Source organism: Kitasatospora sp. NPDC058063 (assembly GCF_042885395.1).
Classification (GTDB): domain Bacteria; phylum Actinomycetota; class Actinomycetes; order Streptomycetales; family Streptomycetaceae; genus Kitasatospora; species Kitasatospora lactacystinica.
In genome coordinates, this window is record NZ_JBHVSD010000011.1 from 301,200 (window position 1) to 313,197 (window position 11,998).

Here is an 11,998-nt window from a genome sequence, read left to right on the forward strand (position 1 = left end):
ACGGACATCGACGGCGACGTCCACGTCCACCCGGTCTACCTGGCCGGAAGCCTGCACATCGGCGACCCCGCGCTCCAACCCATCCTCGACCTGCCGCACACCGAACGGCACCACGACGACCTCGGCAACTTCTTCGCCACCACGGACGGACGCATCCGCATCGGGTTCATCCCCGAACAGGACTGGAACACCCTGTGGAATATCACCGTCGCCCCGGACCCCTTCTCGCGAGCCCGCTGGGTCGCGAACTTCTCCGACGGCACCCCGATCGAGCTCGTCAAGGCCGTCACCACCGAACTCGCCACCATGTACAGCGCGGACGACGACACCTGGCTCGACGAGCGCACCGCCGGCCCCCTGAAGACGCGCGCGGAGACGATGGGGGCATGGCCTCGGATGAGGGCCAGCCAGCCTTGCTGTCCCGCCGTACAGGAGGGGAACCTCGCACTGGTCACTGGGGTAAGGAGAGTAGGTCGATTCCATAGAGTCGCTATATGGGTGCAGTTGGAGGCGACTTGAACTGCCGCGGGGGCGGCGCAAGCAGCCCGTTCAGGGCGTGATCGGCTGGCAGGCAGGCCGCCCAATTGACGACGGCGTCTGGGTCCTGCCCCAGGTCGTTCTGCGCTGAACCGCCGCCCCCAGCGCCCCGGTAGGCAACCCTGATCCCTGTACGGAGGGCAGGACGGCGGGTCCCGATGCGGGCCGGGGCCCGATGCGGGCGCGGTTCCGATTATGGTGCGAGGTGGACGGCTCCCCGCTTATCCCAGGAGGGCGTCGGCGGCCTTCTTCAACGCGCTGGGCTGCTGTGGCCGTTTGGGAGCGGTGGCACGGACTTCGAGCATGCGCGCGCCAATCTCTTGAAGCTCCTTACGACCCAGGGCGTCCCGTACCTTGGGGAACCACTCGCCCTCCTCTTCCTCGATGTGTTGGCCGACGGACGAGATGAGGACCGTGGTCTTTGCGTCGAAACGCTCGTCGTCCGAGTCCATCGCGTCCAGTTCCGCACACAGGACATCGGCAACGTGGTGCTCCTCGAAAGACTCCAGGATGTCGCTCTCAAGTTCGGGGACGAGATCGCGGACGCTGGGATACATGACCTCGTTCTCGATGTAGGTGTGAACAGTCAAGGCCTCCACTATTTTGCTGACGACGTCGGCCTTAACGGCCCTGTCGCTGCCGTCGGCGGCTTCGAACGCCCGGAAGAGCTGCCGAATTTCCTTGTGGTCCTCCTTGAGGAGGACGATGGCGTCGGTGGTCATGTCGGGTCCTCTCAGTTGGCTGGTGGGTCTGGATGAGTTCGATCGACCTGCCGTACGGGAGTGGTTCGGTCGAACTTCCGCGGCGGCTTGCGCCGCCGCGGGTAAGGCGCTGGTGGTCTAGTGCTTCAGCGCGTCCTTGGTCTTCTGGCCGGCCTGCGCCATGTCGCCCTTGACCTGCTGGGCTTTGCCCTTCACGACGAGGCTCTCGTTGCCGACCGCCTTGCCGGTAGCCTCCTTGACCTTGCCCTTCGCGGTTTCGGTCGTGTGCTTGATCTTCTTTCCCGCGCTCATGCGGACCTCCTCCACCCCCTCTGCCTACCCCCGCACTTCATCCTCCTTCTACCCACATAGGACAAGTGCACCGCTGCTTTCCCGTCTCGCTCCTCATCGCCTCCATCGGCGTCCCCGGCCGACCGGTTTTCCCCCTGCATGGGAACGCGGCCCCGTACCTGTCTGTCTAACGGAGACTGTCGCGGTCCTCCTCCTCTTCCTCGGGTCCGTCGTCTTCCTCGTATTCGTCCTCGTCCTCCTCGTATTCGTCCTCGGGTTCCTCGCCGTCGTCTTCGTCGTACTCTGGTTCCTCACCGTCGTCGTACTCGTCCTCGGGTCCGCCGTCCTCGTCGTATTCGTCATCCTCGGGGCGTTCCTGGCGGGCCTCCTCCTCTTCCATGACTTCGTCGTGGGTGCGGACGACCTCGCCGTCGCGGATTTCTCCGCGCCAACCCTCTGCTTCGTCGTTGGTGAGTGAGACGTGCCGCTGGAAGTTCTTGAAGTCCAGGCGCAGGCGCCTGCCCTGGGCACGCCAGATGTTGCCGGTCTTCTCGAAGAAGCCGCTGGGGTAGTACTCCACGACGAGGACGATGCGGGTCAGGGTGGGGGTGATCTCGTGGAAGCTGACGGCCCCGCGGGTGCTGCCCTTGGCTCCTTCGGAGGTCCATACGATGCGATCGTCCGGTATCTGCTCCTGGACGGTCGCCTTGAAGCTGCGCTTCGAGGGTCCGACCTTGACCTTCCAGTCGGTGGTCACCTCGTCGCCCTGGGAGACGCTCTGAACGCCCTTGGCGAAGCCGCTGAAATCCTCGTACTGGGTCCAGTGGTCATAGGCGGTCCGCAGCGGTACGCCGACGTCCAGGGTCTCGACGATGTTCATGGTCTTCTTGCCGGCCTTGCGGCCGGGCTTTCCGCCGCCGCCGCCGAAGGCCTCTTTGGCCTTGTTGACGATGTTGTCCTTGACGCTCTTGGCCTTTTCGCCGATGAGAGCCTTGGCCGGGGAGTCGCCTTGCAGGACACGGGCACCCACCTTGGGCAGAATGCCGCCGTTCTCTACGACGTCGCCAAGGGTGTCGGTGAGGTCGGAGACCTTGTCGCCGGCCATCTCCACCAGGTGCTCCAGCTGAGCACCGAGGTAGTTGACGGCTTCTTCGCGCAGTCGGTCGACCCCCGACGTGTCCGTGGACTTGTCGTCCTCGGACTTCTCTTCCGTGGCGGCCATGGCTCACCTCCGCCGGGTACGCGTAGACGATTTGGCAGCAGTGCTCTTGCTCGCGGATGTCGTCTTCGCCGCAGCCTTCTTCGCCGCCGGAGCCTTCTTGGCCGGCGCCCTCTTCGCCGGTGCGGCCGCCTTCTTACCTGCGGGCTTCGACGCGGCGGTCTTCGAGGCGGACGACCGGGCCGGTGACCGCTTTGCCGAGGAAGTGGTTTTGGCCGGTGCCTTCTTCGCCGCCGGAGCCGTTTTCTTGGCCGGTGACGCGGCCTTCTTGGCCGGCCTGCGAGCGGCCTTGGGTGCGGACTTGCTAGGTGCTGCACGGGAGGTCCGCGGCCGCTCGTCGTCGCTGCTCGCGGTCCGGCGTCGACGTGGGGGCCTGGCCGGCCGCTGCTCCTCCTCGGGAGCTTCTTCCTCTTCCTCCGACTCGTCTTCGACGTCTTCGCCTTCCTCCGGCTCATCGTCCGCGCCGTCCTCGGGCCCGTTGTCCTCCTCTGGTTCCTCCTCGTCCTCCTCCGACTCGTACTCGTCGTACGGCTCTTCTTCCTCCTCCTCGTCGGCCTCCTCTTCCTCGTCCTTCGGACTGCCGATGCTGAGGGTGCGCTCCCGCAGGGTGTCGGCGAACTCGCCGATGCGGCGGTCGGCGGCTGCAACGAGCGCCTTCTTGCCGACGTCCAGCAGCTCGCCGCGGACCTGTTGGTTCAGCTCGGCGACCTGCGGGACTTCGCTGAGCCTGCGCAGGCCCTCGGTGGCCAGCTGGCGCGGGTCCAGTCCGAACCTGCGCCCTGCGAGGTAGGTGGCGGCGGCGAACGCGAGGCGCCCCTTCTTCGCGCGTCCGAGCACGTATCCGCCTGCGACAGCGGCTGCCACGGCAACCTTGGTGGCGTCCTTCATGGTCATCCCTTTCCGGCACTCGCCCCTTCTGGAGGGATCGCCATCGCCACCAGCGAAAGGGGCTCTTTGGTGTCGTTGCTGGGCCAGGGCCGCAGGACTTCCAGTCGGCGGCGCTCGCCTCACGGGGAGGCACCCCTCCCGCAGCGGTGCGTCGATTGCAGCAGCTTGCGCCGTGTCCGGGCCCTGGGCCGGAGCGTGGTCTCCGGACCGCGAGTCCCGTGCCCGCGCCGCAGGCTCTGGTGACGTTGGCGCCCCGCCTTCCCAGTCTGGCAGGACACCGGCCCGGCGCACCCTGGGGTGCCGAAGGCCCCGCCCACAGCACCGCTCCTCGCAACTGAAAGCCACGTTCAGTAGCGGCGAGCTTCCGGTGCGCGAGGGTGGCAGCAGCCGTTGCAGCCATCACCAGGTGCGGAGGAGAGCACTCTCCAGTAGTGATCGACGGATAGTATTGGGGCATATCGGGCATACGTTCACCTGATGGTCAGAATGTCGTCTCCGAACCGAAGAGAGAACATGGCCGCAGGCAAGGAGGAGGACGCGAGGCCTGGAAGGGCCGGCGCGCACTCGACCCGCTCGCGCGGTGCCGCCGAGGGCAGACCGAGCGAGTCGTCGACGCGGCGTACCCGCAGGCCCGTTTCGGCGATGCGCGCCATGCGTAACGCCTCCGAGCAACTGGCAGAACTCCTCGGCCGCGTCCCCGAGTCGGTGTCAGCGCTGAAGCCCACGGAGGAAGGGTGGCAGGCCGATGTGGAGGTGGTGGAGCTGGAACGCATTCCCGAGACGACCAGTGTGCTGGCCAGCTACCGGGTGACGCTCGACAAGGCAGGCGAACTGCAGTCGTACGAGCGGATCCGCCGTTACACCCGCGGACAGATCGACCGCCGCACCTGACAAACCTCGTGCCGCGACGAAGCGGACGCAATCGCGTCCATCGCGACAGCGGGCCGCCGAAGGGAGGCACCGTGACTGTGGTGCCGCAACCCGCAGCCAGTGTTTCCCGTAGCGGGAACACCGGAAATCTCTACGACATCCTCGAACTGATCCTTGATCGCGGTCTGGTCATTGACGTCTTCATCCGCGTATCGCTGGTCGGCATCGAGATCCTCAAGATCGACATTCGGATCGTCGTCGCCAGCGTCGACACATACCTGCGGTTCGCCGAGGCCTGCAACCGTCTCGACCTGGAATCCGGGCGCAAGGCCCCGGCCCAGCTCACCGACATCGTCGGGGAGGTCACCGAGGGCGGCGCACGCGGCAAGAGCAAGGGCGCACTCAGCGGTGCCGTCGAGACCGCCGCCGAGGCCCTCCACCTCGGGGGCGACAAGAACGAGGATGAGAACGAGGACCAGGACCAGGACCAGGAGGAGAAGGAGCCCGCGCCGAAGCGCACCAGGCCCACGCGCCGGGCCACCAGACGGCGGGACGAATGACATGGCCGTCTACGTCTACTCCATCACCGCCGCCGACCACGCGCGCAACCTGGAAGGCCTGGTCGGCGTTGGCCCCGATCCCACCGCACTTCGCGCCGTCAGTGCGGGCTCCCTGTGCGCCGTCGTCAGTGACGCGCCTCAGGAACTCCGTCCCAAACGCCGCGACCTGATGGCCCACCAGGCCGTTCAGGAACGTCTGATGGCCCACGGCACAGTCCTGCCGTTGCGCTTCGGCCTCACCGCCTCCGACGACGACGTTGTGCGCGCCGCCCTGGCGCAGCATCGCGACGAGTACATCCAGCGCCTGGCCGAGTTGGAAGGCTGCGCCGAGTACCACCTCAAGGCCTCCATCGACGAGGACGTCCTACTGCGGCAGATCCTGCAGGAATCTCCCCAGGCCCGACAGCTCAACGACGCCATCAAGGCCGGCGCCGGCAGCCCTGACCTTCCGCTAGCCCTCGGCGAGCTCGTCGCCCAGGAAGTCCTCGCCCGCCAGGAGGCCCTGGCCTCCGGCATTACCGAGGCGCTGCGCCCCCACGCCCGTCAGGAACGGGCCTCCGATCCCACCGGGGAAGACTTCCTGAACATCTCCTTCCTGGTGGACGACGCGCATCGGGAGCTGTTCCTCGCCGCGGAGAAGGGCATCGCGAGTGAACTGGGCGCCGACTGCGACTTCCGGCTGAACGGCCCCTTGCCCGTCTACAGCTTCGTCTGAGAGGCGCGAAACCATGGGACTGCTCACCCAGATCCTCACCCTCCCGCTGGCACCCGTGCGCGGCACAGTCTGGGTACTGGAGCGCGTCGTCGAGGCCGCCGAGAACGAGTACTACGACCCTGCTCCGGTCGAACAGGAACTCGCCGCGCTGGAGAGGGCCCTCCTGGCCGGCCAGATCGACGAGGAGACCTTCGACCGCCGCGAGGACGAACTCCTGGACCGTCTCGACGAGATCAGAGCCCACGCCCAGCGCCGAGAGCAGTGACCAGGTGCCCACCCAACGAGAAGAGGAGGGCAGCACACCGTGACAGACCCCCTGGCCAATCGTCTCGGCTCCCTCCCCTCCCGAGCTGCCCCGCCCTACGACCAGCCCTCGTCAGCCAACCTCGCCGACATCCTGGAACGCGTCCTGGACAAGGGCATCGTCATCGCCGGCGACATCCAGATCAACCTCCTCGACATCGAACTGCTCACCATCAAGCTGCGTCTGCTCATCGCCTCCGTGGACAAGGCCAAGGAGATGGGCATCGACTGGTGGGAACACGATCCCTCACTGTCCTCCCAGGCCAGGAACAGTCCCTCCTCCCTCGAAGAGGAGAACCGACGTCTGCGCGAACAGATCGAGACGATGCGTGCCGACGCAGCACTGCCTCCCGCCGACAGGCCTCACGAGACGTCCCAGCCGCGCCGTTCGACACGCGCAACCACTCGTCCACGGTCCCCCCGAGGTGACACATGACCGCCGGGTCGCTCACCTACGTCTACGCCGCTGCCCGGAACAGTGCCCTGCTGAGAGCGACGAAACCCATCACCGGTGTCGCCAACGCACCGGTCCGCCTCGTGCCGTCCAGCCACGACGCCGCTTTGGTGGCGATGGTCAGCCCCGTTCCCGAGGGCCACTTCAACGAGACAGCACTGCGCGAGCACCTGGAGGACATCGGCTGGCTCGAAGCACTTGCCCGGGCACACCACGGCGTCATCGAGGCGTTCGCGGCACGTGCCACCGTCCTCCCACTGCGCCTGGCGACGGTCTATCTCGACGAGGGCCGGGTACGCGCCATGCTCCACGACCGGCAGACGCTGTTCCTGGAAAGACTGGAGCACCTGGACGGTCATGTGGAGATGGGCGTCAAGCTCTACGTCGACCCCGCGTACGACACCCCGACCGCAGAGGCGAATGCTCCTGGAGCGGCACTCAGCCCGGGGCGCGCCTACCTGCGCCACCGCCGCGCGGAGCAGGATTCACGCAACGGCGCCCGTCAGGCGGCCGAGCAGGCGGCAGCACGGATCACAGCGATCGCCCGCGTCCACGCCGTCGAGCGGGCCCGCCACCGTATCCAGGAAGGCGAGCTGGCGACCGGACCGGGGATCAACGTCAGCAACGACGCCTACCTCGTGCCGGCCGCCCACGTCGACGTATTCCGGGTGGAGGCCATGCGGGCCACCGACGGCCTCACCGGGGTCCGCGTTGACGTCACCGGCCCCTGGGCCCCCTATTCCTTCGCCACCTTGCCCGATCCAGGCACGAGCGCATCGTGAACCCCGACCGCGGCCCGGACAGATCCAGGACTGCCCTGCCACAGCAGCAGGTCGCGCTCATCGACCTGCTGGACCGACTGCTCAGCGGTGGGGTGGTCCTCACCGGAGACCTCGTCCTGTCCATCGCCGACATCGACCTCGTCCGAATCTCGCTGCGCGCCCTCATCGTGTCGATCAGTGAACAGAATCCCGCCCCCTGGGGCGTCGCCGGCACCGCCAGGCGGACGGAGCCCCCATGACCGCCGACCGACCCGGCCACCCCGACCGCTACGACGAAATCTCCCAAGCCGCCACCCGCGCGTTCCGGCTCCTGCCAGCCACCCCGCACGACAGCCCACCCCCGGATCGCGGCTCCCCACAGCAGATCCCGCGCAGGATCACCACCGACCCCGAGAGTGTGGAACGGGACCTGATGAGACTCGTCCTCACGCTCGTCGAACTCCTGCGTCAGCTCATGGAACGCCAGGCGCTCCACCGCGTCGAGGCCGGCGATCTCACCGAGGACCAGGAGGAGGACCTGGGCGCCACCCTCATGGCCCTGCACGACCGCATGACCGAGCTCTGCGCCCGGTACGGACTGACCATGCAGGACCTCAACCTCGACCTGGGACCACTGGGACCCCTGCTCCCACCAGTCGAGTAGCCCAGCAACGGCAAGCCTGCACGGAGGCCAGGACCGGCCCGGCGGGCAGGCGCCCTGCCCGCCGGGCCGCAGCCGAACCACCCGGAGTTCTCAACCCCAGTTGTGACCCGGAACGTCCCACCTGCCTCCACGCCACCCGGCTCCCACGACCGTCCTTGCCGATACGCAAGGGCACATCACGGAAGCCGAGCGCCACCCGCTCTCCGCAGGCGTCAGCTGCTTCGCCTGCGCCCCGAACGGCTGCCCGGCTTCACCTCACGGTATGAAGAGGACCTTCACCGCGCCGTCTTGCTTGCCCTGGAACATCTCGTAGGCGGCGGGCGCCTCGGAGAGGGGTACGTGATGGGTGGCGAACTGCTCGACGCCCAGCGGGTCGCCATCGGTGACCAGCGGCAGCAGGTCGGGCATCCAGCGCAGCACGTTCGCCTGGCCCATCCGCACGGTGAGCTGTTTGTCGAACATTGTGAGCAGCGGCAGGGGGTCGGTCATGCCTCCGTACACGCCGGACAGGGAGAGGGTGCCGCCGCGCCGGACCATGTCGACGGCGAGGTGAAGGGCGTGCAGGCGGTCCAGGCCGACCCGGGACATCAGCCTGGCGGCGAGTGCGTCGGGCAGGAGCGATGTCATCCGTTGGGCGGCGGTGGCGGCGGGGGAGCCGTGGGCCTCCATGCCGACCGCGTCGATCACCGCGCAGGGGCCGCGGCCGCCGGTCAGGTCGCGGGCCGCCGTGACGACCCCGTTGCCGAGCTCGGCGAGGTCGAGTACCTCGACTCCGCGCTGCCGGGCCCGGTCGAGCCGCTCTGGTACCAGGTCCACCCCGATCACGGTGCCAGCACCCCGGTGGGCCGCGATGCGGGTGCACATGTCGCCGATCGGGCCGAGTCCCAGCACCGCCACGCTCCCGCCCTGCGGAATGTCGGCGTCCTCGACGGCCTGCCAGGCGGTCGGCAGCACGTCGGTGAGCAGGACGAACCGGTCGTCGGGCGGCCCGTGGGGGACGACGACCGGCAGGGTGTTGCCGAACGGCACCCGCAGCAGCTCCGCCTGTCCGCCGGGGACCTGTCCGTAGAGCTTGGTGTAGCCGAACAGGGCCGCGCCGGTGCCGTAGGCATGCACCTGGGTGGTCTCGCACTGGGACTGGAGCCCCTGGACACACATGAAGCAGGTGCCGCAGGAGATGTTGAAGGGGATGATCACGCGTTCCCCGGGTGTGACCGCGTGGACGGCGGGTCCGGTCTCGCGCACGATGCCCATGGCTTCGTGGCCGAGGATGTCGCCGGCGTCCAGGAAGGCGCCGAGCACTTCGTACAGGTGGAGGTCGGAGCCGCACAGGCCGGTGGTGGTGACCTCGATGACGATGTCGGTCGGTTCCTCGATCCGTGGATCGAGCACACTCCGGACCTCGACGTTGCGGCGGCCCTGCCAGGTGACTGCTCTCATCGTTCCTCCTCGAATCCCGTGGCGCCGCTGGGGGTTCAGCGCCACTGCGCGGTCGGCTCGTTGTTGCGGTGGGCGGCCCGGTCGCCGAGGGCGGTGAGCCGGTGGAGAACGCCGCCCTCCCGGTAGTTCCGGGCCGCTTCGGCCCCGGAGCGGCGCGCGGTCGGGGCTTCGCCCGCGGGCGGCAGCAGCCGGGCGGCCAGGGCGAGGGCGCGGCCGGTGGCGGCGGGCGCCAGGCCGTGGGCCAGCACGCCGGCCTTCGCCAGCGGGGTCAGTACGACTTCCCGACGGCCGTGTTCGACGGCGCGCACGATCCGTCGGGCGGCACGCCGTGCGTCCGTCGACACCAGCGGGAGCGAGGCGCCTGTCGCGAACCACGCGTACTCCTTGCCCGGCTGGCCGGCGAACTCGGCACCGTTGTGGGAACCGGTCCGCATCAGGCCGGGGATCACCGTCGTGACCCGGACGCCGGTGGGTGCCAGCTCCGCGGCCAGGCCCTCGGACAGCCCGACCGCCGCGAACTTGGCGGTCGAGTAGGGCAGCAGGTGGGGGACGGCGATCCGTCCGCCGATCGAGCCGATGGTCACGATCGACCCCGACCCTCGGGCCAGCATGCCCGGCAGGACGGCCTGGACCAGCCGCAGCGGGGCCAAGGCCATCAGCTCGTACGCGGCCCGGAAGTCCTGCTCGTTGAGCGCGGTGAGCGGGCCGACCTGGATCAGGCCCGCGTTGTTCACCAGGAGGTCGACCTCGGCTCCGAAGTGGTTGCGCACCCCGGCCAGCAGCCTGGCGGGTGCTTCGTCCGAGGTCAGATCGCAGTGGGTGGTTGCCACCGCTCCCGGCAGGCCGCGCAGCCCGGCGGCGGCCCGTGCGAGGGCGAGCTCGTTGCGCCCGCAGAGCATCACGCGGCAGCCGCGTGCGGCGAGTTCGCTTGCGATCAGCAGTCCGAGGCCCCGTGAGGAGCCGGTCACCAGCGCGGTCCGTCCGGTGGTCGGGATTGTCTTCGGCATCGCCGGTCATCTCCCTTCTCCGTTCGTCTGTACAGGGCCCGCGGCGAAGCCCTCTGCCGGCGGCGAGCGTGCTCAGGTGGCCGCCTGCGGGTTCTCGTCGTGGTGGCGGCGGCTGGTGTCGCAGAACGGTAGCGGTGGCTGCGGCGGCAGGTGCACAGCGCGGTCATTGGACGGTCGGCGCGAATGCTGCGGCCGTCGGGCATCACGATCTCCCCCGGGCCGTCGACCAGCACCGGGCCGCTGCCGGTCAGCCGCAGCCGGGGGACGGGCCGCTCGTCACGGCCGGGCACCGCGCACCACCACCAAGGTCTGCGACCGCTCGCCGGGGGCGATCAGCCCGCGGTCCTCGAACCAGCCGGCCCGCTGCGACATGACCGGGCCGAACGGCTGAGTGGTAGCCGCCACCACTTCCGCCAGCAAATCGGAACGGTTGAGTGCTCGGGCGGTGGGGGCCGGGTCCGCCAAGGAGGACTGCATCATCAGCAACACCCCGCCCCTGGTCAGCAGCCGCGGCGCCTGCCGGCAGATGCGGTCGAGCAACAGCCGCCCGCTCGGGCCGGCCTCCCAGGCCCGCGCGATGCCGCGCCGGGGTGGGCCGTTGTGGGCCGAGGGGACGTTGGGCGGGTTGGAGACGATGAACTCGAAGCGGCGGCGGGCCACCGGCGAGGTCAGATCGCCGTGACGGAGCTTGAGGCGTAGTTGGCGCAGGCGCGCGTTCACCCACGCGGTGGCCAACGCGAGCCGGGACAGGTCCACGGCGGTCACCGCGGCGCCGAGTTCGGCGCCGACCAGGGCGACGGCGCCGCTGCCGGTGCCGAGGTCGAGGAGCCTGGATCCGGGCGCCGGCCGTTCGCGGCGTAGTGCCTCGATGAGCAGTGCGGTGTCGCCCTGGGCCGGACACACGCCAGGAGGTCTGAGGAGAAGCATGGTGTGGCGTCTGCCCGGTTCGCTCACTTTGATCCCTGGCACCAGGTCTCCTCTGATGCTGCGGGTGCGTCCGGCAGCGGCGTGCGCAGTGAGCTTCGGCCGTGCTGCCAGCAGGTGAGCAGGTCGTGGCCGAACCGCGCTTCCACGGCGGTGGTGGCGGCGATGCCGAAGGCGATGTCGGGGCCGATCGATGGGACATCCCTGATCAGGGGTGCGATGACGGTGCGGCGCACGAGCTGCTCGTGGACGGTGTCTGCCGGCACGTGTTCGTGGCCTGGTGAGGTCGGTTTAGTGAAGCAGCGAGTTCCGCGCGTCCTACTACTCTGCGTGCACAGGCGTGAGGGTGCACGGGCAATCGGCGGTGTCACGGCGGTGACGGGAACTCGGCCCGTAAACGGCCGCCCACCGGCGGCTCAGGAGTGCGGCACGGCGCCCGGGAACCGAGGGCCGCGAGCATCCGGCCAGGGCAGTGGCACGGCGTGAAGGCAGGTATGGCGGCCGGGCCCCGGCAACGCGGTGAGCGGCCGGGCCACCTCTCCTTCGATCGCCACCCGGAATGCGCCCGCCTCAGCTTGACTCTGTCGGGGATCTTGGTCGCCGTCCTCTCAACTGACGGCTCGCCAGGAACGCAGGCGCGGGATGCCCTGCTGGTCGAGGTGGT

At 68.9% G+C, this 11,998-nt stretch carries 18 protein-coding genes and 1 pseudogene; 9 read left to right on the plus strand and 10 right to left on the minus strand.

Annotation, left to right across the window (positions count from 1 at the left end; all coding sequences use genetic code 11):
* The first annotated feature begins 153 nt into the window (after positions 1–153).
* Entirely contained in the window at positions 154–519 is a 366-nt protein-coding gene (locus ACFVUY_RS21675) for a DUF317 domain-containing protein (RefSeq protein WP_387732158.1), read from the plus strand.
* 239 nt (positions 520–758) lie between these two features.
* Here ACFVUY_RS21675 and ACFVUY_RS21680 read toward each other — a convergent pair whose 3' ends face one another.
* The 4 genes from ACFVUY_RS21680 to ACFVUY_RS21695 form a co-directional block, all read right to left on the minus strand.
* The gene (locus ACFVUY_RS21680; RefSeq protein WP_387732123.1) at positions 759–1,259 is read right to left on the minus strand and encodes a hemerythrin domain-containing protein; all 501 of its coding nucleotides are present in this window, start codon (positions 1,257–1,259) and stop codon (positions 759–761) included.
* A 117-nt stretch (positions 1,260–1,376) separates the two neighbouring features.
* The gene (locus ACFVUY_RS21685) at positions 1,377–1,550 is read right to left on the minus strand and encodes a CsbD family protein (protein WP_387688673.1); all 174 of its coding nucleotides are present in this window, start codon (positions 1,548–1,550) and stop codon (positions 1,377–1,379) included.
* A 166-nt stretch (positions 1,551–1,716) separates the two neighbouring features.
* Complete coding sequence (locus tag ACFVUY_RS21690) at positions 1,717–2,751, minus strand: SRPBCC family protein (RefSeq protein WP_387732126.1); 1,035 nt, start codon at positions 2,749–2,751, stop codon at positions 1,717–1,719.
* Between the two features lie 3 nt (positions 2,752–2,754).
* On the minus strand, positions 2,755–3,636 hold the full coding sequence (locus tag ACFVUY_RS21695) for a histone protein (protein WP_387732128.1): 882 nt from the start codon (positions 3,634–3,636) through the stop codon (positions 2,755–2,757).
* 513 nt (positions 3,637–4,149) lie between these two features.
* On the opposite strand from ACFVUY_RS21695, the gene ACFVUY_RS21700 reads away from it, so the two are divergent.
* The 8 genes from ACFVUY_RS21700 (at position 4,150) to ACFVUY_RS21735 (ending at position 7,963) form a co-directional block, all read left to right on the plus strand.
* On the plus strand, positions 4,150–4,527 hold the full coding sequence (locus ACFVUY_RS21700; RefSeq protein WP_387688667.1) for a gas vesicle protein: 378 nt from the start codon (positions 4,150–4,152) through the stop codon (positions 4,525–4,527).
* Between the two features lie 71 nt (positions 4,528–4,598).
* Complete coding sequence (locus ACFVUY_RS21705; RefSeq protein WP_387732130.1) at positions 4,599–5,066, plus strand: gas vesicle structural protein GvpA; 468 nt, start codon at positions 4,599–4,601, stop codon at positions 5,064–5,066.
* Position 5,067: 1 nt separating this feature from the next.
* Entirely contained in the window at positions 5,068–5,781 is a 714-nt protein-coding gene (locus ACFVUY_RS21710; protein WP_387732132.1) for a GvpL/GvpF family gas vesicle protein, read from the plus strand.
* Between the two features lie 13 nt (positions 5,782–5,794).
* A complete protein-coding gene (locus ACFVUY_RS21715; protein ID WP_387688661.1) occupies positions 5,795–6,046 on the plus strand; it encodes a gas vesicle protein GvpG in 252 nt (83 codons plus the stop codon).
* A gap of 39 nt (positions 6,047–6,085) precedes the next feature.
* Entirely contained in the window at positions 6,086–6,520 is a 435-nt protein-coding gene (locus tag ACFVUY_RS21720; RefSeq protein ID WP_387688659.1) for a gas vesicle protein, read from the plus strand.
* The gene (locus tag ACFVUY_RS21725) at positions 6,517–7,320 is read left to right on the plus strand and encodes a GvpL/GvpF family gas vesicle protein (protein WP_387688657.1); all 804 of its coding nucleotides are present in this window, start codon (positions 6,517–6,519) and stop codon (positions 7,318–7,320) included. The genes ACFVUY_RS21720 and ACFVUY_RS21725 overlap by 4 nt, the downstream gene beginning before the upstream one ends.
* Positions 7,317–7,559: a gas vesicle protein gene (locus ACFVUY_RS21730; protein ID WP_387732134.1), complete on the plus strand. Its 243-nt coding sequence runs from the start codon at positions 7,317–7,319 to the stop codon at positions 7,557–7,559. Before ACFVUY_RS21725 ends, ACFVUY_RS21730 begins: the two co-directional genes overlap by 4 nt.
* Positions 7,556–7,963, plus strand: a complete 408-nt coding sequence (locus ACFVUY_RS21735; RefSeq protein ID WP_387732137.1) for a gas vesicle protein K — start codon at positions 7,556–7,558, stop codon at positions 7,961–7,963. The genes ACFVUY_RS21730 and ACFVUY_RS21735 overlap by 4 nt, the downstream gene beginning before the upstream one ends.
* Before the next feature lie 255 nt (positions 7,964–8,218).
* Here the strand turns inward: ACFVUY_RS21735 and ACFVUY_RS21740 are convergent, their stop codons facing one another.
* The 6 genes and pseudogenes from ACFVUY_RS21740 to ACFVUY_RS21765 all read right to left on the minus strand — a co-directional run.
* The gene (locus ACFVUY_RS21740; RefSeq protein WP_387732140.1) at positions 8,219–9,403 is read right to left on the minus strand and encodes an alcohol dehydrogenase catalytic domain-containing protein; all 1,185 of its coding nucleotides are present in this window, start codon (positions 9,401–9,403) and stop codon (positions 8,219–8,221) included.
* 35 nt (positions 9,404–9,438) lie between these two features.
* Entirely contained in the window at positions 9,439–10,410 is a 972-nt protein-coding gene (locus tag ACFVUY_RS21745) for an SDR family NAD(P)-dependent oxidoreductase (RefSeq protein WP_387732142.1), read from the minus strand.
* Positions 10,368–10,700, minus strand: a complete 333-nt coding sequence (locus ACFVUY_RS21750) for a CDGSH iron-sulfur domain-containing protein (RefSeq protein WP_387732146.1) — start codon at positions 10,698–10,700, stop codon at positions 10,368–10,370. The genes ACFVUY_RS21745 and ACFVUY_RS21750 overlap by 43 nt, the downstream gene beginning before the upstream one ends.
* Entirely contained in the window at positions 10,687–11,313 is a 627-nt protein-coding gene (locus ACFVUY_RS21755) for a methyltransferase (protein ID WP_387732149.1), read from the minus strand. Before ACFVUY_RS21755 ends, ACFVUY_RS21750 begins: the two co-directional genes overlap by 14 nt.
* Positions 11,314–11,360: 47 nt before the next feature.
* Positions 11,361–11,600 carry a hypothetical protein gene (locus ACFVUY_RS21760; RefSeq protein WP_387732151.1) on the minus strand — a complete coding sequence of 80 codons (240 nt, stop codon included), beginning with the start codon at positions 11,598–11,600 and terminating at the stop codon, positions 11,361–11,363.
* Between the two features lie 150 nt (positions 11,601–11,750).
* Positions 11,751–11,894 (minus strand): annotated as a pseudogene (locus ACFVUY_RS21765) (hypothetical protein); the annotation flags it as partial.
* Positions 11,895–11,998: the final 104 nt, after the last annotated feature.

Excerpts from the sequence above, each read along its gene's own strand:
- ACFVUY_RS21680 (WP_387732123.1), bottom strand. The coding sequence starts at position 1,259 with ATGACCACCGACGCCATCGTCCTCCTCAAGGAGGACCACAAGGAAATT.
- ACFVUY_RS21685 (WP_387688673.1), bottom strand. The coding sequence starts at position 1,550 with ATGAGCGCGGGAAAGAAGATCAAGCACACGACCGAAACCGCGAAGGGC.
- ACFVUY_RS21690 (WP_387732126.1), bottom strand. The coding sequence starts at position 2,751 with ATGGCCGCCACGGAAGAGAAGTCCGAGGACGACAAGTCCACGGACACG.
- ACFVUY_RS21695 (WP_387732128.1), bottom strand. The coding sequence starts at position 3,636 with ATGAAGGACGCCACCAAGGTTGCCGTGGCAGCCGCTGTCGCAGGCGGA.
- ACFVUY_RS21700 (WP_387688667.1), top strand. The coding sequence starts at position 4,150 with ATGGCCGCAGGCAAGGAGGAGGACGCGAGGCCTGGAAGGGCCGGCGCG.
- ACFVUY_RS21710 (WP_387732132.1), top strand. The coding sequence starts at position 5,068 with ATGGCCGTCTACGTCTACTCCATCACCGCCGCCGACCACGCGCGCAAC.
- ACFVUY_RS21715 (WP_387688661.1), top strand. The coding sequence starts at position 5,795 with ATGGGACTGCTCACCCAGATCCTCACCCTCCCGCTGGCACCCGTGCGC.
- ACFVUY_RS21725 (WP_387688657.1), top strand. The coding sequence starts at position 6,517 with ATGACCGCCGGGTCGCTCACCTACGTCTACGCCGCTGCCCGGAACAGT.
- ACFVUY_RS21735 (WP_387732137.1), top strand. The coding sequence starts at position 7,556 with ATGACCGCCGACCGACCCGGCCACCCCGACCGCTACGACGAAATCTCC.
- ACFVUY_RS21740 (WP_387732140.1), bottom strand. The coding sequence starts at position 9,403 with ATGAGAGCAGTCACCTGGCAGGGCCGCCGCAACGTCGAGGTCCGGAGT.
- ACFVUY_RS21745 (WP_387732142.1), bottom strand. The coding sequence starts at position 10,410 with ATGCCGAAGACAATCCCGACCACCGGACGGACCGCGCTGGTGACCGGC.